Consider the following 22,088-nt stretch of genomic DNA (forward strand, 5'->3'; position numbering starts at 1 on the left):
GAATGCGCACGCCCATGGACCGCCCGGTGGATGTCTTCGCGCTCACTCAACATCTCGGCGTTTGGCTGGCGACCCAGCCGTTGGACAACACCTACGGCTTCTACCTCAATGACAACGACGCCGCAGGTATTGTCCTCAACAGCCGCCACCCCGAGGTGCTGCAGCGCTATACCTGTGCCCACGAACTGGGGCACCACCTGCTCGGCCATGGCAGTCACACCGACGACAAGGTCACCGTCGAAGCCAGCGCCGATGTGGCCCTACGCGAACAGCAAGCTCAAGCGTTCGCGGCCGCACTGCTCATGCCCGGCCCCCTGGTGAACCACACCCTGCGCCGCCTCCATACTTCCGCAGAACCCGCCGCCGGCGATATCTACCTCGCCAGCCGTGACCTCGCCGTCAGCTATTCCGCCATGGTGTGGGGACTCGCCGAGTTGAATCGACTCGACCGCCGGAGGGCCGACGCGCTGTCGGAGGCCGGTGTGCGTCCGGTCAAAGACGCGCTACGTGGCGGCCCCCCGATAGCCGACGCACGTGCCGACCTCTGGACTCTGGAAATCCCCGTTCAGATTGGAACCGAGGCGATACAGGCGCTTACCTGCCGCGTCGGCGACGAGATCCATATCCGCCTGCCCGAAGACCTCGGCACCGGGTACACCTGGAGCCTCGCAGACCCACATAGACGACCGGCCCTCGACGTTGTCGGCACAGCACCTCGCTTCCTCTGGGACGGAGCATCGCACCTCACCCTCGGGCCGACCGCCATCGCGCCGGTCGAACCCGAGGCATTGCCGACCGACAGCGCCGTGCTCGCCGAATTCCATACCCATCCCGATAATCGTCTCGACGCTACGGCTACCGAAGACCACGACACGCTGTTCGACCTGGTTGGCACTCGGTCCGGCCACGAGCGCGTCCTGCCCGGACTCGGTATGAAAGTCTTTGTAGTCTCGCCGGGGGCAGCAGGGCAGCATACGTTCCAGTTCCGCCTGATTCGAGAATGGGAATCCACGAGATCACCGGCGGCACATTGTCGAGTCACAGTGACCGCGACGCCGCGACGGACGCTGCCGAGACAGGGATTTGCTCCCCGCCAGAACGAACGGCGAGTTCACGAGCTGGCGGCAGCGTGACGCTCACCTGGCTCGCAGATTTGCGTGCGAGTACGGAACCGGTCGGAGATCAAGGCCCGCGGCGTACGTGCGTGTCGTGGGCGGCGACCGCCGCCCACGAACACCACGGGCCAGGCCCGCTCAGCATCGAGTACCTGCACTGGGCATGCGGACCCCGCGGACAGGGGACCACATTCGGGCTGCGCCGTGCCTTGCGGGACTCGGGGCAACCTCCGCGAGACCAGTGGTCCTATGACCCCATGCGCAACGACACCACCGCATACGATCCCCCAGGCGGGGTCACCGGACCGTTCCACACCGCAGGCACCCGACAAGTGCCCCACACACCCAGGCGCCTGGCCGACCAGCTCGAGTCCGGGCTGCTGCCCGTGGCCGCGATCCGGGTCACCACCCAGTTCCGCAACCCCTCTGGCGGCGTCGTCGACGGCTCCGAGCCAGGACAAGACGGCCACGCGGTCACCGTCGTCGGTATCGCCCGACTCGACGACGCCGTCGGCTCGCTGCCCGCGGGTCATCACCTGGTGTGCGTACGCAACAGCTGGGGCCGAGCCTGGGGCAGCGATGGGCATGCCCTCATCACCGAACGTGCCTGGAATGCTTGTGCGATATGGGCAGTAGTCATCGAGCCCACCAACAACGCCAGCGCAACGGAGACGAACTCGGCGCAGTCGCACCTCGCGGAAGCGCTTCCCATTCTGCCTCCGTAGACCCGAACGCGTTTGCTACCGGACCGAATTGTCGAAACGACCGACGGTGCCAACAGCGAGACCACACCGCGTTCTCTCGGTTCAGCCATGGGCAAGAAACCAATCTGATGGCCGACGACCACACCACTCAATTCGGGCAACCGCGAGCGTCCACAACCGGTGTTCGCCTGCGGCGTGACTACCGCCTGGGTTGATGGATCTCGGAGGCGAAGTATGCGCTGGCGGAGCGTAACAGCGAGTTGAGCCGCTCGAGGTCCGCGACCCGCTTCTTAAGCTCGCGATTTTTGGCAACCAGATCGCCTTCTCGTTCTCCGGAATCGGCTTCTGCTTGTCGGATCCAGGAGCGTAGCGCTTCGTGGTTGACGCCGATATCGCGGGCGTGCTGACGAATTGACGGCTTGGGGTATGCCTCACGGTAGGAGCGGACAGCATGAGCTTTCAACTCTTCGGTGTACTTCCTCACTGCTGCCACCCGTGCACGTACTCAGGGCTGCGCCGGGTCGCCGTCAGAAGTGATCCGGAATGGTTCGGGCGCCTCTGGCCGGGGAGATTCGTACTGGTGACGATTGGTATCGACAATGCCGTTTCTCCTATGAATTGCTTGCGGTTTCCAACACCTCACTGCTGACGCTGATCGACAGATCGCTGTGCCTGACGGGCGCTGACCGACAGGTGGCGACCTCTGTCAATCCACGCGATATACCCTGGCACGACACTCGCCATGTATCGCGTGCGATATCTTACGTCATGGGAATGAAACGAGCGATACCGTGGGGTACCGGATATATCGCCCCGATTTGACGACGTCGCACTCGGAGGTGCAAGTTGTCGAACCGTCGCTGCGGTAGTCATGACCTCTTCGAGGCAGCCAGCGTGCTGGCACCATTCTCGGCAGACGATCGCAGGTCGTCTTGTCGGTGACTGGACTCGACATTCGCCTTGTCGGCTGCAGTGGTGCTCGGTTGCCGCTGGTGCAGTTGGTTCGACCACAGTAGGCGGTCCAGGAGGGGCACACGGTCGATGGTCCGAAGGCGCGAGCCAGGGCTATGCCGTTGACGGTTCCCATGTCAGCGGTCCTTCGATCGGCTGTGGGCTAATTTTGTGTGTGAGCTCGAAGATTGCTTGCCACGGGGGTTCGGCGCCGGCGATCGCGGTGTGGTCACCTACGGTGCGTGACGAATGGTCCGGTTCGCTCCCTGTGTATCCGCCGGTGAACAGTGCCCAGAAGCGCATATAGACCGCGGGCGTCACCTCCGGGATCGACTCCGTGTCGACGGCTGCCCGTAAGACGCGGTCTATCAGCCCGGGCGTGGAGGCTATTCGACGTCTCGCGCAATAGTCGATCGGGGGTGGGGCTCGGCGCAGGGTGTCGAACACCTGCTCCAAGGCCCCAAGGATTCGCTGCCAGTTGCCTGTCCGGCGCAGGTCGGCCAACTCGGTTCGGATCCAGACGCATACGCTACGCGGTAACCCGAGCCAGTCCGCAATGGTCGACCAGCGCGCACTCCGACCGAGCTTCAGCAAGCACATCGCCAGAACGACGCTGCGCTCTGGAGTGCACGTCCCCAGGGCAGGATGGCGCCAAAGGCTTTGAGGTACCCATTCGAGAGGAACGATCAGCGGTTCGGTGCGGTGCTCGGGCAGAAGCAGGCTGAGCTCCTGCCCGGGTAACCAGTCGATCGGGTAGGACGGGTGGGTCCGCCCGGTGCGGAACTGCAGCTGAGTCGCTGGCGCAAAGTTCGTGCCTTCGGCAGCCAGGCACGCTGCGGTCACGATCGGGCTGTGCGGACGACGGCGAACTTTCTGACCCGGCCCGAGCGGGCTGATGATCTTGCGTGGTCGAGGAACCGCGCGGTCGATCAGCGACGTCTGATCGAAGGCGTCGAAGCGCCGTGCCGTGATCGCCAACGCCGCCGCCAAAGAGGCGGAACCACGCTCCTTTTCGGCCATCCAGTTCTCGGTGAGCAGTTCTGTGAATACATGCAGCCGCATCGCTGGCGTCACGGCGAAACCGTGGCAGCGCCGCGATGGAGAGACGTCGGCTCGTGCGTCGTCGAGCAGTTGCGTCAACAGGTTCTGGCCGTGCAACTCGTCGAGAGACAAAGGAACGTCTTGAGTCACACCTAGATCGGCGCCGCAGATCGGATGGACGCGGCGCCGCCCACCGTCCGTGGCGGTTGTCAGGCGATTCAGGCACTGGTCGGGCGCCGCAAGCAGCGATTGCCAGGCAGTATCGGACCACGGCCGCTTGCCACAGGACGGACAGGTTCGTGAGAGCCGAATCATGTGCTCGGGGCACCCCAGCACCCACGCACGCAGCCACGACCGCCGCCAGTACCCACGGTCGGACAGACAACGATGGCAATACCTTCCCAGGGACGGCGTGCGCAAGTCGATCGGACTCCACGGCGGGCATGGCCAATCGGGGTCGCGATCGGAGAGCGGAAACATGTGCCGGGGAACGCCCAGGGCGGCGCACCATCGGTCCGCGGCGGCGTCGATCAGCAGCGCCGGCGCGCGCCGGGATCCTTCGCCGATCCCGAGATCGGCGGCCAGGTGACGCAGGGGGACACCGTAGCGCTGCGATATCCGCGCCAGCCAGCTACTGCGCAACTCATCCGGGTATGGGACTATTCGGATCGGCCACTTGGGCCTGCGGACGGCCATGCCGGACGGCGGACCGGCCTCTGGTACTTCAGTGAGTAGAGCAAAGCGCGAGAGTCGATGCGGGAAATCGTCATCCACGAACCCTGTACGGCAACGGCGGATCTGCCGTGTGCCGCGCGTGGCGCCGCCGCCGGATAGCTACTCCTCCACGGTGCCGGGGCATCTCGGTCGGCGGCAGCGTCGGCACCGTGATCCGCGGCAAATCGGCGCTCATGGACGGTTGTGGCGCGCGAGCTCGCGTTCTGCATCAGCGAGCAGCGCAGACGGGGTGGTCGACATCGCGTCGGCCAGTTCGAAAAGCCGATCGATTTGCACCCCGCTGGTGCCCAATTCGATCCGAGCGATCGACGGTCGTGAGAGCCCGGAGGCGTCGGCGAGCTCGTCCTGGGTCATATTCGCCGATTCCCGCGCTCGCCGAATTGCGGCGCCGACTGCGTCGCGCCTCATCTTGCGCTCCTTCCTCTGCTGTGGGCTCAGCGAGGCTTCTGGCACCGGCATGGCCGCATCATCGCATGCCACAGCCACTGCGATGCCGCGCTGCAGGCATGAACAGAAACCGCATCGACCCACCTAGCGTATCGCACGCGATACAAAACGCACGTGAGGTCCTGCTTCTGTGCAACGATCGTGACGGGGTGCGCGATCTTCTCGCGTCTCAGCCCGGTGTTTGATCTCGGCGTGGCTCCGCTTGATCCTCGCCCTGGAGGGCATCTAGGCGGGACAGCATGCGCTGAATCCACCCGCGATCGCGGTCGAGCGGATTCGACCGTTCACCTCGAGGTCGACGCCCTTCTCGATGCTGGATACTGCCGCCGCCGAGGTGGTGCGCTGGTGCACGAGGTCGGCAGGATGGGGAAGTGAGTTCGGCCGCCGGCCAGTGTTGCCGGTACCTACCGCGATCTCGAGGTGTCGAGATCGCGGTAGCTGGTTCTACCGGCCTTCATAGGCGGTTCGCAGGTCCTGCTCGATCAACTGGCGAATATAGGCCGACCGGCTCAACTGCAGATCACTCGCCCGGATCTGGCATCTCACGTCCAGTTCATCCGACATCGCCACTGGTCGCGGCCGCATCTCCGGTGTGCGGTCGGCATCGGTATCAGGAGCCAGGTCGATGTCGAGCGGTCCGTCTGTGAACACCGAACGATCGACTATGGCCATCAGCTGCTCCGGAGTCATGGACTCCATTTCGGCCCGAACTGCCGCTGCCGCTCGGTCGCTGAATTCGCCGGTCATACAGGTGACGCTACGCTTCCTCGCCCGCCGGGCACCATGTCACGCACCGCTGTGTCGACCCCGATAGGTGCGCAAGCGGGTGCGATCCCTCGGATCCATCACCGGACGCGCCCCTCGGCGAGTGCCTCAACCCAGGACGTCGACGGCGCTCTGGATCCGAATCCGGATCGGAGACCAAGAAGCTTTCTCTTCCCGGCGGGTCACATCACCGCCCTACTGCGCTCAAATGCTCGGCACTCTGCTGGCCGACTACGGACTGCGGACTCGTCACCCGCTGCACTGTGATGATCACCAGTACCGGTGCCTCGAGGCAGGCGTCGTCGCCGACCTGCTCGGCATCCACCTGCACTGCCTACCGAGTGGTTCGCCGTATCTCGAATGGGCCTGGCCCGTCTGGCCCCAGCCTGAACCGCGCCTATTGCGGTGGCCTGCCGGGGACGGGCAGCTCGGACGTATCAGTCGGTTCGCTGCTGCGGACCAACCGTCCAGCCAGGAAATCGTCGATCAGACCGGCATCGGCTGCCTGCGCGGTCAACTCTTCGATGCGGCGTTGGAAATCGAATTCAGCGGACGGCCCACTGCCCTCCCCTGCTGCGAGGACAGCCCGTAAGACCTCTAGCTCAGACGAGCTCTCATCCACAAACACAGAATACCAATCACTGGTGCCGCTGCACGGTCTGGCCTGGCCAGACGGTGAACGGCGCATAGCCCGAACTCCCCCTCTCGCCAATTGAACCTGTGCCAACGGTGGTGACACAGAAGTGGAGGTTGGCGGTGCACGCAGGCCAATTGCGGATTGTCTGCTGGCTTGTTCGACCGAAGAAGGCGCACTGTCATGAGCGCTGTCGGCCGCGGACCTGTTCCTGCGGTCGCTGGTAGGCGCTCCGAACGCCGTCGGTCACAGCAGGTCGGCGTTGGACCGGATCGTGCCGAGGCAGTCCTCCATCGAGGGCTTTGGTCCATAGACCAGTTTCATCGCCGCGGTGTACCCCTCGGAAAGTGCCTCACTACCGGGGTGGTTGCTCAAGAGCGGGCTGTGTCCGTACCCGGTGTCCGGTCTTGCCGTCCAGCTCCATCCCGCCGCCTCGCTGTGCGCGTCGATGTCGGCGCACAGCTGCGTCACACCAGCTGGGCCGTGTTCGCTCAGGGCGGCGCGGATCCCTTGGTCGTTGAGCAGACAGTGAATGTCGTAGAGGTGGCGCGCACCGCGCCTCAAAGCATCGAGCGCTGTAAGGTCCGGGGCCCGGGCCGCGCCGTCGTGCAGGGCAGACAGCTTCTCGAGCATCGTTCGCTCCGGTGCCAGCACAGCGACGGTGAACGGCTGGAACTCCTGCCAGGTCGCTTCGGTATCCCCGAGTTCGTTCACCGCGTAGTCGGCGATGGTCGAACGGATCAGATGCTTCTCGGTCGGGAAGGTTCCTCCACGAGAGCCCATCTCGAGCAGCGCTCCCTCACTCAGGGCGGCCGCCGCCGATGCCGACGCTGTGGCTCGGGCGGGATAGGTGTAGCGAGCGTGCCGCTTCACCCCTCTCGTGCTGTTGAACTGCTGCACCTGGCCCTCTTCCAGCGCAAGATGCTCGCCCACGTTGGCAATAACTTGCTTGAGGGCCTTTTCACGAGCTCCGTTACCGGACGCTTCGGGAAACTGGACGAGGAGGTCGACATCTTCGGAAAACCGTTTGATTAGGTCGAAGCAGCGTGACAATGAGGTCCCGCCCTTGAAGATCACGGTCAGCGGCCCGGCTTCGCCGACCTGGACCTCGGCGGTGCAGGCGCGTAACACCTCCATCGCCCAGAAGTCTTTCTCGAGGAACGTCTGGTCGAGCGCGAGGCTTTCGGAGGCACGGCTGACCAGAGCCGCCAGCTCATCCGGATGCGCGCGTAGGTATGACCGCATCAGGCAAGGATGCCCGATGCGGTCAGATCCTCGCTCAGCCGTTTCATATTTGACCGCAAGGCCGAGGATCGCTCCCCTGTGGCAGCCTTCACCAGCTTTGCCCAGCGAAGCCTTCTTCCGGTGATAGCCACGGCGAGAGCCCTCGACAGCGCTGGCCACCCGTCATCGACCGTGGTCTCCCAATCACCACGCAGCAGTTCGAGTGCAGCGATTTCGGCCGGAGTCAGCGAGGCACGCTGCAGGTTCGCCCGGTAGGTCACTATGACAGGCAAACCTTTGGGCGATTTGCCGGTCACCGCCAGCGCCGGCTTCGGCGGGATCTGGGTGGTGAGGCCGAACCATCGAGCAGCCGAAAAGCCTGTCGGTCCGACGCCTCGCGTGCCCAGCACTTCGAAGGCGATGTCGGTGGCTGGTGGAAGGGCCATGCCGTAGCGAGTCCGCTTACCTTTCCAGTACACGCCCTTGGCTACTCTGACCAGTTCACCCCGTTCACGAGCACGTTTCAGTGCTGAAGATGAGGCAGCAGTCGAGCCCGGCAGGCTGCTCGCGTGAACGAAACTGCCCACCGGAGTCCTCTGCAGCTTCCTGGCAGCATCACCCAATGCGACGGTCATGACAACAAAGACTACAGAAAACATGTCACAAAAGCGACCCTGACCAGTAGTTAATCGAACACAGATCAGAGACCGGGATCCCACTTTCCGGGCCCGGCGCGCGGCCCTGTGTAACGCGAGCCACGTCAGTCGGAACTCGACCGTAACTGCTGGCTAGCGAGACTGTCCACAAGGAGAATGATTGTCGAAATCGGATTCGAATGGGCCCATCTCTTCGGCTTCGCTATAGGAAGTACGCCAGGTCGTTTCTATGACACCGACGCAAGGTTGTGACTGCGAATCAAATTCCTCCAAATGCACCTTGATGATCGGGTCCAGAGCAGGTGGCAGTAAGCCGCTCGTGTTCCTCAGTATTTCCGAAAACATAATGAACAAATCATGCGTTATATCGGAGTCGGTCGGTTCTTTCCATGACCTGACCACTCGAGCGCCTGGTTTCATGAGATCCACAATTCTCCGCAATTCGGAACGCAAATGTGGAGTTGCCTTAACGAGTCGATCACCACTTTTGGGGGTGGCCTTCTGAACGGCGTTGTAGATGTAGCTGGACGTGCTCTCCCCGAGCTCTGCGGTGAGCCCGACGCCACGCCGATTGACTGCGATTACCAGCGACTCCAGGTGGTTTCTTTCCCTGGAGTGTTCGCTTCTGCGCAGGGCGAATGGGTGCGGGAGTTGCTGAGTGAAAGGAAGCCGGCTTGTGTAGTATTCGCGGATCCATTCGGAAGTATCACCCTTGGCGTCTTCTTTCTCTATTCTTGGAATGGATCCGTCGAGTTCGCCCTCGGTGGAAAGTTTCGATGCAGACTTCAGTTCTGTAAGGTATTTTTCGTTGAGTTGGGTGAAGATCTCCTTGGCGGAAGGCTTTCGAGAAAAGCAATCGGAAGCCACCGAAAGGGAATGGCGTACGAGTTGTTCATTGCGGCTCAAATTATCTCGGGATGCAAGAATTGCTGATATTCTGTATTTCTCTCCATCGGATGCGAACCTGGTCGGGGTGGCTATCCACGCACATGCTCCCGCGCTGTCGGCCATCAAAACAAGGTAAGTCTCGAGTGCGGAAGAATGCGAGCTCGACTGCGGAGTCAAAGTTATCGGCTTACTGCAGATCATCATGTCGTAGAAGTGGTGGTTGCTGGATTCCGCCGTGTTCGGGCGGCCCCCGCCGCCGATAAGTCGGGGTAACCGCGCGGCCAGCACGGTGGCGGTGGGTTGGCGCGCTTCATCGGTTGTCGTCTTCTCGGCCTCTGGTCGCTCAGTCGTTGCGGTCTCGGTGTGGTTGATGTCCTGGAGACGTCGGCGAATGCGGTCCACTTGTCCGTCCGAGGTGCGTTGGGCGAGTTGCCGAGCGCCTTCTTCGCCCAGAGAGGACCGCTCGATCAGCGCACGCATCCGGGCGACCCGGTCGATTTCAGAGTTGGTGCTGCCGTGTCGGTTCATCATGATCTCCTCGTAGAGAGGTTGGCGATCCAACGGTGGTTCGCCGCGAGCCGGGCCAGTTTTCGTTCGATGGCTTTGGCTGTTTTGTTGGGGAATAGCTGCGCGATCTCGGCGTGGGTGTAGCCGGCTGCCTTGGCCCACACGATCTGACGATCGTGAGCGTCCAACTGTTCGAGATGCTGTCTGATCAAGTCTCGGTTGGCGACGGCCTCGGCGGGGTCGATACCGAGACCAGTGCCGTACTGGGAGGGATAGCCGCGGTCGTCCGGTTGTTCGACGTCGTGGGCCCCGATAGAGCCCAGCGCGCGTTTACGGTCTTGCCGGAGATGGGCTTCGACCGTGCGCTTGAACGCGAAGAGGCAACCACGGAGGAAGAAGGTGGTCAGCTTGGCTCCGAGGGCCGGATTCCAACCTGTTCCGTCTCGGATGCCCGCCTGCAGCTTTTCCAATGCGACCGCGATGCTCTCGGCGATGATCTCTTCGCGTAGGTCCTCGTTCACCGCCAGACGGAAGCGTTGAGAATAGGACGTGGTGACGGCGATGTAGTGCCCGGTGAGTTTGCTGTAGATGGCGCCGCTGCGGATCCAGACATCCAACACTTCGTTGGTATACCGGGACAGACTGGCGACTACTTCTTCCCAGACCGGGCCTTCTACGTTGCAGTCGAGCAAGAGTGTGTGCATCTCCTGCTCGGCGTCAGCCTCGTCGAGCGCGTCGGTGGCCTCGCTGATGACTTCCTCGACGATATCTTCCGACGGGGCCGGCATGTAGTTCCTGGCCAGCATCGCTTCGATGAACGACATCTCGTCCAGACCGTCAGCTGTGAGGTCGAGGATTTCCTCTTCGGCAACGCCGTGTGCAAGGACCCCCTCTGCTTGGTCCTCCGGTCCGTAGGAAACGACCGTGTCCTCCGCATCTGACTGTCTATCGGGTGGTATTGCGCCGCTGTGCGACGAACCCATTGAAGCCTCCTCCACGTGCGCACCGTTCGTTGTCGGACAGGCCGACTTGGCTTGCTCCGGCGCGAATCGTGCGCACGGTCAGCGTGGTTATAGGGCGATGGAGAACGACATCCCCCTCGAAGCCGGAAAAATAATCGAAGCTGCTCAACCCGGGGGAACGGGAGGCTCCTCGGCCTACAAGGCCGTCGAGCACGAACAAGGAGGAGCAGCACATGTCCCCGAATCAAAGCCCCACCCCGATCATCGAGGCGGCGACCGACCACACCGGCTGCGGCAGATGCAACTCACCGATCTGTCTGGCGCTGATACGAGCCGCAACCCCGCCGGCCAACCTGCTCGATTTCCTCGACAGGCAGCTCAAGCTGATCACCAGCGGGCATTGGAGTTGGCGCACAGTCGGATACTGCACCGGCCTCGCCGCCATCATGCTTGTAATCCTGCCGGGCATCGTCGCGGTATGCGCGGTGACAGGTCCCTCCGTCGGCACCGGAATCGGTCTCACCGCTGCGACGGGCATCGGCGGCGCAGGGCTGTACTTGCGGTGGCGACGAAACCGCATCCAAGCACAGGCTGAGGCCACCATGACAACGATTCCCACCGACGTCTCACGGCACGAGCAGGAGCAACCTGCCCGGGCGGCCTGACCCGTGCCCGCCGGTAGACACGGGCCCTGCACGGCGGACAGCATCGAACCGCTACTGTCGATGTTGTCCACCATGCAGGCGTGCGATGAACTCGGAAACCGTGACACCGCCGCGGGACCCGCCCTCGGCGACCTCTGCCGAAGTCGATGTTGCGATGTCGGTTGTTTCTCAGGTGGTGCGGTGCGGCCACCGGTGAAGATGTGGCAACGCCAGGTCAAGCGTCGGTGCTGCTGGGTTTCCGCAGGTATGTGCGACCATCCTGCCGACATGCTCCTCGCCTGGATGCGGGGCAATTCTCGAACGGGGTTTGCCGCGTTGAAGTAGGACGGGGACCTCATGAATGAGTCTGTAGCGTTCGGAGGCCCACCCCGACATGCTCGAAGCGTGATCCTCGGCCTCCCAGTCGGGGACCAATGCTGCCAGAACCACGTAGGCCAGCAGCGGCCCGGGGTCGGTGGCCTTGTCGTCGAAAAGGTGCTCATAGGGAAAACGCTGCCAAGACGCCGCGGTAAGTCGACTCGTCCCGGACAACCATGGAGGCATCCAGTCCAGTGGCCCGATCACGGGTAATTCGCTGAGCCTTCGCAACCTGTCGAGAGCTGAGCGAAATGTGGTGTCCCACTGTATGTCGTACTCATAACGGGTCTGGACGTAGCCGGTGTATGCGGTCGTGTCTCGGAAAGGGCGGGACAGCCCTACGGGAGCCCAGGCGATGTCGTTGCCGGTGAAGCGCTCCCAGAAACGTGCACGGACCTCGGGAGTGAGCTTTTCCCTGCCACTTCGGCGGTTGGCGGTAGTGAGCGCAGCGTCGAGGAGCTCGGGTCGGGCGCCGATGATACGGCGCGCACGGTAGTCGATAGGTGGTGGTGCGCGGTGGAGTTCCGAAGCGATGCGCTCGAGTGTGTGCAATAGCTGTGGCCACCCGTGGTGGCCCAGCATACGAGCGATCTCGGAGTCTACGTCGACCGCGGTACCCCACGGCAAGCCCAGTTCCAACGCCAGTGCCCCGGTGTGGATGTCGCGGCCGAGCCGCAACAGGCAGATCGCCAGTGCACCGCGCACGGCGGGCTCCTCGCCGATACCGTCGACCACCTCCGGCCACAGCTGCTGCGGCACCCACTGCGTGGGCACGGTCAGCGGCACAGTCCGATGGTCGGGCAGCAAGTCGCGTAGCCCCACCCGCCCATCCAGGGAAATATCCAGCTGCGCCGGTGGCAGCGCTGGGTGGTTACGGCCGAAGCGGAACAGTAAATGATCACCGGGCCCCATGCGGTCTTCACCTCGGCGCAGCGTCGCGGCCGTCAATACAGGATTCGGTATCGACCTGGTCGTGTCCCACTCGCTCGTCAGCGGATCCAACAGGCCAGACGGACCGAGCAAGGTATCGAGTGCTTCGCTGCTGCGACCGGCAATCAGGTCCTCGAAGAGCTCGAAGGCCTCAGCGAGTGCTCGCACGATCCGACTGGAGTCGTCGGAGCCTGTGCCGTACTGCCCGGCCACGGCCGCCGCGACACAGCACAGGGCATGGAGAAACATTGTCCGCGGAACGGTGAAGTCACCGATAGTGATGTGCTCGTACGGTGCGTCGAAGGTTCGATCGAACAGCTGATCGAAACGCAACTGCGTGCGGAGCAGCAAAGGGTCGACAGTCTCGGCCGGCGCCCGGGTGAGGTCTGCGCCGCACTGATCGTATCGGCGCGAGCCGGGCAACTTCTCCGGACATCGATCGACCGGGCCGGCGCGGAAAATCCACGCCTTCGACGACCACGGCATTTGCCCGCAGTTCGGGCATTGTGACACCAGCTCGAGTCGATGCACCGGGCAGGCCAGCGCCCACCAATCCAGCCACTGACCTCGCCAATAACCAGAGGTTGCCAAGCAGGCAGGACACCAACGGCCGACCGTCCGTGGCTTCAAAGCTCTCAGCTTGTCCACGGCGGTCCCGACTGCCAGGCCAACCTCATCGGGATCCTTGAGTTCGTCGGTGTGGTTGTACGGAACCCCCACTGTGCGTGCAAATTGCGCGTAGTCCAGCATGACCGCCATAACCATGCCGATGGTGTTGTCTTGCACGTAGGAGGGCAGTGCCATTGTCCTGACGATCTGACTCAGCGACACGCCGTATCGGTGGCTGACTCGGCCGAGCCACCGTTCGAACTGTTCATCGTGGTGGCGCGGGACCGCCAGTGGCCATGCGTCGATATCGCGGCCGGCGGCTGGCGGCGCCTGGGGCCGGCTCGGGAAAGCCTCGGAGTCAGGCGGGGGGCCGGAGGCGGGACTGGGCAGCGACATCTGCGATTGCTCGTTTGACGATGTCTTCGTCGATGGTTTCTGCGCCGGTGGTGATCGCGAGTGAGCACATTCGATCGAAATGGTTGGTCAGGGATCCGATATGGCCCTGTGTGATTCGGAACAGCTCACGCGCGTGGTTTGTGAGCATGTCCGGGTGGGCGTCGGCGAGGATCGCGTGTTTTTCGAAGGCGCGGAGCAGGTCGGTCCAGGCTCGTAGGCCGGCAGCGGTGTCGATGGCAAAGGGAACGACAGGGCAGGCGGTGGCGCGCCGCCCGGTCTGGGCATATTCGGCTTCATCACCGAACAGGCCTTCGTCGAAGTAGTGTTTGCGCGCCAGCCCGACACCCACGATGATGAAGGTGACCGGCATCTCGTTGGCCAGCCATTTCAGGTGGTTGGACACCTCGGTGCCGTTGCGATGCCGGAAATTGATGAAGTGCAGGTCGTCGATCACGATCAGTCTGGTATCGCAGCTGAAGACGCAGTCGACCGCCAACGACCCCAACGTCGCCTTCGTCTTGGCTCTGGCCGCGGGATGGCCGTAGAACTGCAGCAATTTGATATTGAGATCCTTGAGGGTCATCCCCGCGGACAACGGGAGAAACACCACCGGCAGACGCTGGTTACCTTCGGCTGTCACCGACCCGTAGCGGCGGTACTGGTCCAGGTGGAATTTCTTGCCATACCGCGTAGCGATGGTCGTCTTGCCCAACCCCGGTTTGGCATCGATGACCACCGAGCCCTTGACTCTATCGCTGTCGCGATAGTTCTCACACATCACCTGATCGATCACCTCGAACGCGGCGCTGAGCTGCTGGGTCTTCACCACCGGCGGATTGGCATGCCATACGAAGCGGGCCTGCTTGTAATCGGTGAGTTCTTCCTGACCTAGTCGCGACATCTGTGCCCGGGTCAAGGCCTCGAACCCGGGGCGCGGCGGACCAGTGGCGAAAGCATCCCAGCCCTGCTTACGGGACAACGGGAATCGGCGGGTGTCGTGTTCGGCAAGCCAGGCGGCCCAAGGGTTACTCATCAGTCGAGCACCTCCAAACCGGCGCTGTCGGGATGCTCGTCGTAATATCGGGCGAACACATCCAGGTCGTCGTTCGCTTCGACCTGCGCGGCGCGCAGATCGCGTTCCGCGAGCATCTCCGCCACACCCGGCACCGATGCGCGTTCCCGTCTTTCCTCGGCCCCACCGTGGTCTGTGATCCTGCCCAGCTCAGCGTCCTGGGTGGCGCGCTGCGCACTGAGGCGGCGGGCCAGGTTACGATCCCGGCGGGTTTCGACCTGTCCGCGGCTCCACTGTTCGAGTAGTTCCCGCACTGCCTTGCGAGGCTCGACGAAGCGGTTCTCGCGCAGAGATACTCGCTTCACATACTCAGCGGCGTCCTGACAGAACGGCTGGTGCAGAGCCGCTGCGTGCTCCCACGTCAGCGGATGCCACTGCGGTTTCACCGACTGCGACGGCCCGGGATCGGGGTCCCGGAAGTACACCTGCCGGATATCGTGGACATCGACGAATATCGGCCATTTGCCTGCATATTTGCCCTTGTACGGGGAGCGGGTGTCGCGATAGTCGCTCAGACCAGGGCCGTCGTAGATCCGGCTGTCAATCGACACACCCTCGTGTGTGATCTGGCGCCACTGCACGTCGAGGAACTCGTAGGCCAGGTCGGGATTCGTCGGCAGCGTCAAGCCACCTGACGCGGCGACACCGATCTCGAAAACTTCGCTCGGCGACAGTTTCACGCCTGCACACTCCGGGATGCACAACCCGGTATGTCGCGAGCGGTGATACACCGACCCCACCCACTCGCGAATGATCTGCTCCAGCTCACTGACGTAGTAGAAGGCCTGGCCCTCCACATCCAACCCGCGGGAAGCGATGTCAGGCCCTTTGTATGCCGGCAGGTATTCGAGTAAGCCCTGCCGCAAGGTACGGAAGAATCGCTCCAGCGCAGGTTTATCGGTGGGCTTCTTCGGGATCGCCGGCTGGACATTGATTCCGAAGCGTTGGCAGGCGCCGAGGACATGCGCAGCCATGTACTGGGCACCGCGGTCATAGATCACCGATTCCGGCATACAGGCCAGCAAGTCACCCGTATGCCACACTTTCAAAGGCGAGATGTGTTCATGACCGACCAGCACTGTCCCCGGAACACCATGGAAGGGCCAGATACCGCCCTCGGCAGCGAGCTGCGGCGACACACACTGGAACAACACGTTGGCGACGTCGACCGACTTCGTCGAGATCGGCGATAACCGCAGGCCGAGAATGCAGCGGCTGTACAGATCCATAGCCACGGTCAGTTGGACCCGAACCCACCGTAGCGTGACAGGCTCCATCGCAAAGACATCCAGGTCATTGGTATCGAGCACCACGTACTCGCCCGGACGCGTCGCACGCAGTCGCCCGTACGGGGTGCCCGGCCGGTTGGCGACAGACCGGCGTGCCTTGGCATTTCCGAAGGAGTACTTGCCTTTCGACAGCTCCTTTACCCGCCGGTACGCTGTCGCCTGCGACGGAACCCGGACCGCTTCGGACCCGTGCTCGTTCTGGAGCCGGACAGCGGTGGCTTCGATAATGGCGCCCTTGGACGGCGTCGACCGGTTCGTATACTGCCGTAACTCCGCCAGACACGCCTCATCCCACAACGGGTCCACACCACGACGCGTACTTCTCACAATCCTCGAATCGACCAGGCCGGCGGTGCCCGCGGTCTCATAGGCCGACAGCCAGCGCTGCAGCGTCCGCACCGACACCCCCAACTCGGATGCCAGCTTCCGGTAAGCCGGAGCGCGTTCCGACATCGGCACAGAACCGAGTTCACGCAGGCGCGCAGCCCGCTTTTCGAGTTTCCGCAGCTGTTTCGACTTCAGACTGGTCAGCAGGACCCCGACCGGGACAGCGCTCGCTGGATCTGAAACGGGATCGGACTCCACCAGCCTGGCAATCCGCGCCAGTTCGCCGATCTCCACCCGCATGACCTCATCAGCGGAAACCAAAACCACAGTCCCACCATCGAACGACTGCACTGTCCAGCTACGCCCAGCGATCCACACTGTTACACCGATCCCGAGCTGCATCGTCGATGTCATGACTACCCCTCTCGCCTCCTCACTACCGACGAGCTGGCCAGAGGTCGGGTGAGGTCGGCCACCCACCGCCCGTGCCACAACATCGCCGAAATACACAGATCAGGAACGCTGACCCGGGCATGGACGAGCTCCTCCCGTACCACACGCCACCGCCGGCCGGCCGGATCGCAGCGCGCGATCACCTCCATATCGCCCGCGGGGCGAAGAAATTGCCGCCGTGCGCGCCCGAGATAACGAATATTGGCCAATTCGACCTTGTCGCCTCCGCCCCATACCTCGTAACGCCACCCCTTGGCCGCGCACACCCGCGCGGTCCACCGCAACACCGCCGCAGCCTTCGGCTCCTGTTGGAACTTCGCGGGCTTGACATCGACCACGACGAACGAGCCCGAATCCAGCTTCAGCAGCAGATCGGGCACATGCCGACGAACAGCAGTACCATCGCGACCCCACAACCAGAACGGCTGCGCGGCCAACCACACGACATGCGGATCGAAATCAGCAAGCCACAGCCGGTCCAACTCCAGGCGGCTCTCGTAATGGTGCTGAGTCCCTGTGGTCGAGGACCAGAAGACGCCGGTGTAGTGCTTCTTCCCCGCCTCGGTATGGACCCGTCGCACCGGCCGCCCGTGCACCAGCAGCTCTGCGTCCGCTGAACGCACGTCCGTGTCCGCCCGGCCGAGCTCCTCGGTCGCGTAACTCAGTCCCACCTCCAGCACGGAGGGGATCCGCGCGGACACCCCTCCATGGTCTCACCTGCGACAAGAGATGAGAAGGGGCGACAAGTTACCGACAGAAACATGAGAGAACGACACCGCGAATGAGAATCTACATCTTCGCCCTGGGCGAACACGGGCGCCGGAGGGAACAACGGCGACTCCGGTGAAGTTGAGTCGGGATAGCTCAACTATTGGAGGTTGTGTTCGTGACTACACCACTGAATCTTCCGGTGCTGTTCCTGACCGATCCCATCGTGCTGCCGGGCATGGTCGTCCCGATCGAACTGGACGAATCCGCGCAGGCTGCGATCGATGCCGCGCAGGCCGCGAAGACCGGAACCGTACTGCTGGCCCCCCGCCTGACCGAGGGTTATGCCGCCTACGGCGTGCTCGCCACCATCGAGCAGATCGGCCGGATGCGCGGCGGTACCCCCGCGGCCGTGCTCAAGGCGGAACGGCGCGCGAAGATCGGCCACGGGGTCACCGGGCCCGGGGCCGCGCTGTGGGTGGAGGCCGAACCGGTCGAAACCCCCGCCGCCGACGGCCGCACCCGGGAACTGGCCGACGAATACAAGAAGCTGGTGGTTTCGGTACTGCAACGCCGTGAAGCGTGGCAGGTCATCGACGCGGTCAACCAGCTCACCGACCCCTCGGCCATCGCTGATACCGCCGGTTACGCCGCCTATCTCACCGCCGAGCAGAAACGGGAACTGCTCGAAACCCCGGACGTCGCGACGCGCCTGAACCGGCTCATCGAATGGACCCGGGCCCATATCGCCGAGGCCGAGGTCACCGAGAAGATCGGTGACGAAGTCCGCGAGAACATGGAGAAGAGCCAGCGCGAATTCCTGCTGCGCCAGCAACTCAACGCCATCCGCAAGGAATTGGGCGAGGACGAGCCGGACGGCGCCGACGACTACCGAACCCGGGTCGAGCAGGCCGATCTGCCGGAGTCGGTCCGCGAAGCAGCCCTGCGTGAGGTCTCCCGGTTGGAGCGGTCCAGCGATCAGAGCCCGGAAACCGGCTGGATCCGCACCTGGCTCGATACCGTGCTGGAACTGCCGTGGCAGGTGAAGACCACCGACTCCACCGACGTCGCCGCGGCTCGGGCGGTGCTCGACGCCGACCACCACGGCCTGGACGAGGTCAAAGACCGGATGGTCGAGTACCTGGCGGTCCGCGCGCGGCGGGCCCGGCGCGGGCTCGAGGTCGTCGGCGGTCGCGGCTCGGGTGCGGTGCTGGTGCTCGCCGGACCGCCTGGAGTGGGAAAGACCTCGCTCGGCGAATCGGTCGCCCGGGCGCTGGGCCGCAAGTTCGTGCGGGTCGCGCTCGGCGGTGTCCGGGACGAGGCCGAGATCCGCGGCCACCGGCGCACCTATGTGGGTGCGATGCCCGGCCGGATCGTGCGCGCGATCAAGGAAGCCGGTTCGATGAACCCCGTCGTTCTGCTCGACGAGGTGGACAAACTGGGTGCCGATTTCCGCGGCGACCCCGCATCGGCGCTGCTCGAGGTGCTCGACCCGGCCCAGAACCACACCTTCCGGGACCACTACCTGGACATGGACCTGGACCTCTCCGATGTGCTGTTCCTGGCGACCGCCAATGTTATGGAAACCATCCCCGGCCCACTGCTGGACCGGATGGAAGTGATCACCGTGGACGGCTACACCGAGGACGACAAGGTGGCCATCGCCCGCGATTTCCTGCTGCCCCGCCAGCTGGAACGCAATGCGTTGACCGCCGAGGAAGTCCAGGTCACCGATGCCGCACTGCGTGAGGTCGCGGCCGATTACACCCGGGAAGCCGGGGTCCGGCAGATGGAACGGCTCATCGCCAAGATCCTGCGCAAGGCCGCTACCCGGTTGTCCGAAACCGGGGACTCCGGTACGACCCCGAGCGGCTTCGAGGCCGACACCGAGCGAGGTGCGGATGTCGCGCGCGGTCTTGGTTACGACCCCGAACTGGGGTACGGCCCGATCGGGAAGGCCGCAGCCGGTATCAGCGCGCCGAGTGAATCCCTGCGTATCGATGCCGCCGACCTGAAGGACTACCTGGGCCGCCCCCGGTTCACCCCGGATTCGGCGGAACGTACGGCCGTCCCGGGTGTGGCGACCGGGCTCGCGGTCACCGGTCTCGGCGGTGACGTCCTCTACATCGAGGCGAACACCGCGGAAGGTGAACGCAACCTCACACTGACCGGACAGCTGGGCGATGTGATGAAGGAATCGGCGCAGATCGCGCTGACCTACGTGCGCTCGCATCTCGGTGAGATCGGTATCGAACCCGGTGTTTTCGAGCGCAGCCTGCACCTGCACGTTCCCGCGGGCGCCGTACCCAAGGACGGTCCGTCGGCCGGGGTCACCATGGTGACCGCGCTGGTATCGCTGGCGCTCGGGCGTCCGGTGCGTTCGGATGTGGGGATGACCGGCGAGGTCACGCTGAACGGCCGGGTGCTGCCGATCGGCGGGGTGAAGCAGAAACTGCTCGCCGCCCAGCGCGCGGGTCTGAAGACGGTATTCATCCCGGCGCGTAACGAGGCCGATCTGGATGATGTCCCCGCCGATGTGCTGGCCGAATTGGATGTCCGGCCGGTGGCCGATGTGGCCGAGATCCTGGCCCACGCGATAGAGCCGATCCGGGAACCGGCTTTCGACAACCGGTCCTTGGCGGCCACCGCCTGACACCGCCGCTCGGGCCGCGGTAGCCGCCACCGGCTACCGCGGCCCGTTCGTGTTTCCGCGCGAAAGGTCCGCCCGGGTAGTAGTGGCCGGGCCGGCGAGTCGGGGCAGCGAATTCCGCTCCGCCGTTCGGTTCCTTCCCCGCATCCGGCGGTCACGACACGGTCATCGCCGCCCGCGAATTCCTGACGGTTCGGTGACGCCGGCTCCGCGCCTCTTCCGGAACCGTGCCCGCAATGAAACCATCCGCAGCGAGGCAGTACGACGACACCGAGGCAGGCGGGCACATGGCCCGATGGCGGAACGAGGGTGCTGATGCAGGATGTACCGGATTCACCCGGAATCGCGCAACGATCCCGGGAGCCGGCGGGTGAACCCACGCCCGGGGTTGTCGCGGCGGGCCTGTGCGGTCTCGCGGCCGCCGGGATGGTGCTCGGTATCGCGGAACTGTTCGCAGGACTGATCGACCCGGATGCCTCGCCGTTCGTCTCGACCGGTGCCACGGTAGTCGACTACACGCCGAAAGCACTGCGTGAGTTCGCCATCGAACAATTCGGCACCGCCGACAAAGCCGTGCTGTTCGTATCGATGAGTGTGGTGATGGCGGTGCTCGCGGTCGCCGTGGGCCTGCTGGAACGGCGGCGGCCGTACGGAAGTGCGCTGCTGATCGCCTTCGGGCTGCTCGTCTGCGTGGCAGTGCTGGGACGGCCCAACGCCACTGCGGTATTCGTGATTCCGATCCTGGTCGGTAGCGCGGCGGGGATTGTCACACTGCGCTATCTGATCACGCGGGCACCGAACCCGGAGCCCACGGACGAGGTATCGGCCGCCGACCCGTCCCGGCGCCGGTTCCTCGTACTGGTCGCCGGTGCCGCCGCGGTAGCAGCCGGAAGCGCGGCCGCCGGACGCTGGGTCGGTGAGCGAATGCGGGCCGTAACCGCCGATCTGGAGCGTTTCGTGTTGCCGCGTCCGGTGACCGCGGCTGCCCCGCCACCACCGGGTACCGATCCGCCGGTCCGCGGGCTCACCGAATTCATCACGCCCAACGACACGTTCTACCGGATCGACACCGCCCTGCGAATTCCGGCGGTGACCAGCGAGGACTGGCGGCTGCGAATCCACGGCATGGTGGACCGTGAGATCGAACTGACCATGGACGAGCTACGCCGCCGGCCGGCCGTGGAAAAGACGATCACCTTGACCTGCGTCTCCAATGAGGTAGGCGGAGACCTGGCCGGTAACGCCCGCTGGATCGGCTACCCGCTGGCGGACTTGCTCGCCGAGGCCGGTGTTCGCCCCGACGCGGATATGGTGCTGTCCACCAGCGCCGACGGATTCACCGCCGGAACACCGGTAGCGGCCCTCACCGACGGTCGCGACGCGCTGCTGGCCGTCGGTATGAACGGCGCACCCCTACCGGTCGAGCACGGTTATCCGGCCCGGCTCGTGGTTCCAGGGCTCTACGGCTACGTCAGCGCGACCAAATGGGTGGTCGACCTGGAGATCACCAGATTCGACAGGGCCCAGGCGTACTGGACCCGCCGCGGCTGGTCGGCGCGCGGCCCGATCAAAACCGCCTCACGAATCGACGTACCCACCCCGTTCGCGAAAATCGCACCCGGGCCGGCTGTTGTCGCGGGTGTGGCCTGGGCCCAGCAGCGCGGTATCGCCGCCGTCGAAGTCCAGGTCGACAACGACCCGTGGCAGCCCGCCGAACTCGCGCCGGAATACTCCTCGGACACGTGGCGCCAGTGGACCTGGCGCTGGAACGCGGTCCCCGGCGACCACACCCTGCGAGTCCGCGCCACCGACGGTGAAGGCCGTGTACAGACCGAACAGCGTGCCGATCCGGTCCCCGACGGCGCCACCGGCTGGCACACCCGAACCTTCCGGGTCGAGTAAGTGCCACTGGCATTCTGGTGGGAACTCGCAGCCCCATAAGAAATACGAAGGCCGGCACCCGGGGCGCGGGTGCCGGCCTTCGTAGTGCCCGTAGCCGGCCA

Annotated in this window: 19 protein-coding genes; 5 read left to right on the top strand and 14 right to left on the bottom strand. The window is 64.2% G+C overall.

The annotated features are described in order from the left end of the window. Positions 1 to 2: 2 nt before the first annotated feature. On the top strand, positions 3 to 1,133 hold the full coding sequence (locus NFL01S_RS25685; protein ID WP_168433937.1) for a protease inhibitor I42 family protein: 1,131 nt from the start codon (positions 3 to 5) through the stop codon (positions 1,131 to 1,133). A 239-nt stretch (positions 1,134 to 1,372) separates the two neighbouring features. Then, the gene (locus NFL01S_RS36175) at positions 1,373 to 1,840 is read left to right on the top strand and encodes a C1 family peptidase (RefSeq protein ID WP_062978876.1); all 468 of its coding nucleotides are present in this window, start codon (positions 1,373 to 1,375) and stop codon (positions 1,838 to 1,840) included. 178 nt (positions 1,841 to 2,018) lie between these two features. On the opposite strand, the gene NFL01S_RS34770 is transcribed toward NFL01S_RS36175, so the two are convergent. The 10 genes from NFL01S_RS34770 to NFL01S_RS25730 form a co-directional block, all read right to left on the bottom strand. Next, a complete protein-coding gene (locus NFL01S_RS34770) occupies positions 2,019 to 2,303 on the bottom strand; it encodes a transposase (RefSeq protein WP_168433938.1) in 285 nt (94 codons plus the stop codon). Positions 2,304 to 2,884: 581 nt separating this feature from the next. Then, entirely contained in the window at positions 2,885 to 4,585 is a 1,701-nt protein-coding gene (locus tag NFL01S_RS25695; RefSeq protein ID WP_157116933.1) for a TniQ family protein, read from the bottom strand. Positions 4,586 to 4,717: 132 nt separating this feature from the next. Beyond that, positions 4,718 to 4,954, bottom strand: a complete 237-nt coding sequence (locus NFL01S_RS25705; protein ID WP_245670882.1) for a helix-turn-helix domain-containing protein — start codon at positions 4,952 to 4,954, stop codon at positions 4,718 to 4,720. Between the two features lie 483 nt (positions 4,955 to 5,437). Further along, positions 5,438 to 5,740 carry a hypothetical protein gene (locus NFL01S_RS25710; RefSeq protein ID WP_062978880.1) on the bottom strand — a complete coding sequence of 101 codons (303 nt, stop codon included), beginning with the start codon at positions 5,738 to 5,740 and terminating at the stop codon, positions 5,438 to 5,440. A 205-nt stretch (positions 5,741 to 5,945) separates the two neighbouring features. Next, positions 5,946 to 6,083 (bottom strand): hypothetical protein, encoded by a 138-nt coding sequence (locus tag NFL01S_RS35730; protein ID WP_157116935.1) that lies wholly within the window; start codon positions 6,081 to 6,083, stop codon positions 5,946 to 5,948. Positions 6,084 to 6,155: 72 nt separating this feature from the next. Further along, positions 6,156 to 6,446, bottom strand: a complete 291-nt coding sequence (locus NFL01S_RS37680) for a type II toxin-antitoxin system ParD family antitoxin (RefSeq protein WP_371851856.1) — start codon at positions 6,444 to 6,446, stop codon at positions 6,156 to 6,158. A 192-nt stretch (positions 6,447 to 6,638) separates the two neighbouring features. Continuing rightward, positions 6,639 to 7,637, bottom strand: a complete 999-nt coding sequence (locus NFL01S_RS25720) for a nucleotidyl transferase AbiEii/AbiGii toxin family protein (protein WP_062978882.1) — start codon at positions 7,635 to 7,637, stop codon at positions 6,639 to 6,641. After that, positions 7,637 to 8,251, bottom strand: coding sequence for a DUF6088 family protein (locus NFL01S_RS25725; protein ID WP_157116937.1), 615 nt, complete (start codon positions 8,249 to 8,251; stop codon positions 7,637 to 7,639). Before NFL01S_RS25725 ends, NFL01S_RS25720 begins: the two co-directional genes overlap by 1 nt. A 153-nt stretch (positions 8,252 to 8,404) precedes the next feature. Continuing rightward, positions 8,405 to 9,688, bottom strand: coding sequence for a hypothetical protein (locus NFL01S_RS35735; RefSeq protein WP_218019633.1), 1,284 nt, complete (start codon positions 9,686 to 9,688; stop codon positions 8,405 to 8,407). After that, complete coding sequence (locus NFL01S_RS25730; protein ID WP_062978884.1) at positions 9,688 to 10,650, bottom strand: hypothetical protein; 963 nt, start codon at positions 10,648 to 10,650, stop codon at positions 9,688 to 9,690. The genes NFL01S_RS35735 and NFL01S_RS25730 overlap by 1 nt, the downstream gene beginning before the upstream one ends. Before the next feature lie 212 nt (positions 10,651 to 10,862). Between NFL01S_RS25730 and NFL01S_RS25735 the strand changes: the two genes are divergently transcribed. Continuing rightward, positions 10,863 to 11,294, top strand: a complete 432-nt coding sequence (locus NFL01S_RS25735; protein ID WP_062978885.1) for a hypothetical protein — start codon at positions 10,863 to 10,865, stop codon at positions 11,292 to 11,294. 168 nt (positions 11,295 to 11,462) lie between these two features. On the opposite strand, the gene NFL01S_RS25740 is transcribed toward NFL01S_RS25735, so the two are convergent. From NFL01S_RS25740 to NFL01S_RS25755, 4 genes are read right to left on the bottom strand one after another with little or no spacing between them, the layout of a single operon-like run. Then, positions 11,463 to 13,586: a TniQ family protein gene (locus tag NFL01S_RS25740; RefSeq protein WP_062978886.1), complete on the bottom strand. Its 2,124-nt coding sequence runs from the start codon at positions 13,584 to 13,586 to the stop codon at positions 11,463 to 11,465. Next, entirely contained in the window at positions 13,549 to 14,619 is a 1,071-nt protein-coding gene (locus tag NFL01S_RS25745; protein ID WP_062978887.1) for an ATP-binding protein, read from the bottom strand. Before NFL01S_RS25745 ends, NFL01S_RS25740 begins: the two co-directional genes overlap by 38 nt. After that, positions 14,619 to 16,688, bottom strand: coding sequence for a helix-turn-helix domain-containing protein (locus NFL01S_RS25750; RefSeq protein WP_062978888.1), 2,070 nt, complete (start codon positions 16,686 to 16,688; stop codon positions 14,619 to 14,621). Before NFL01S_RS25750 ends, NFL01S_RS25745 begins: the two co-directional genes overlap by 1 nt. Positions 16,689 to 16,690: 2 nt before the next feature. Beyond that, positions 16,691 to 17,428 carry a TnsA-like heteromeric transposase endonuclease subunit gene (locus NFL01S_RS25755; RefSeq protein WP_062978889.1) on the bottom strand — a complete coding sequence of 246 codons (738 nt, stop codon included), beginning with the start codon at positions 17,426 to 17,428 and terminating at the stop codon, positions 16,691 to 16,693. A gap of 245 nt (positions 17,429 to 17,673) precedes the next feature. Between NFL01S_RS25755 and lon the strand changes: the two genes are divergently transcribed. After that, positions 17,674 to 20,088 carry an endopeptidase La gene (gene lon, locus NFL01S_RS25760; RefSeq protein WP_062978987.1) on the top strand — a complete coding sequence of 805 codons (2,415 nt, stop codon included), beginning with the start codon at positions 17,674 to 17,676 and terminating at the stop codon, positions 20,086 to 20,088. Between the two features lie 423 nt (positions 20,089 to 20,511). Beyond that, positions 20,512 to 21,987, top strand: coding sequence for a molybdopterin-dependent oxidoreductase (locus tag NFL01S_RS25765; protein WP_245670890.1), 1,476 nt, complete (start codon positions 20,512 to 20,514; stop codon positions 21,985 to 21,987). Positions 21,988 to 22,088: the final 101 nt, after the last annotated feature.

Origin of the sequence: Nocardia flavorosea NBRC 108225 (genome assembly GCF_001613385.1) — a bacterium.
Taxonomy (GTDB): Bacteria; Actinomycetota; Actinomycetes; order Mycobacteriales; family Mycobacteriaceae; genus Nocardia; species Nocardia flavorosea.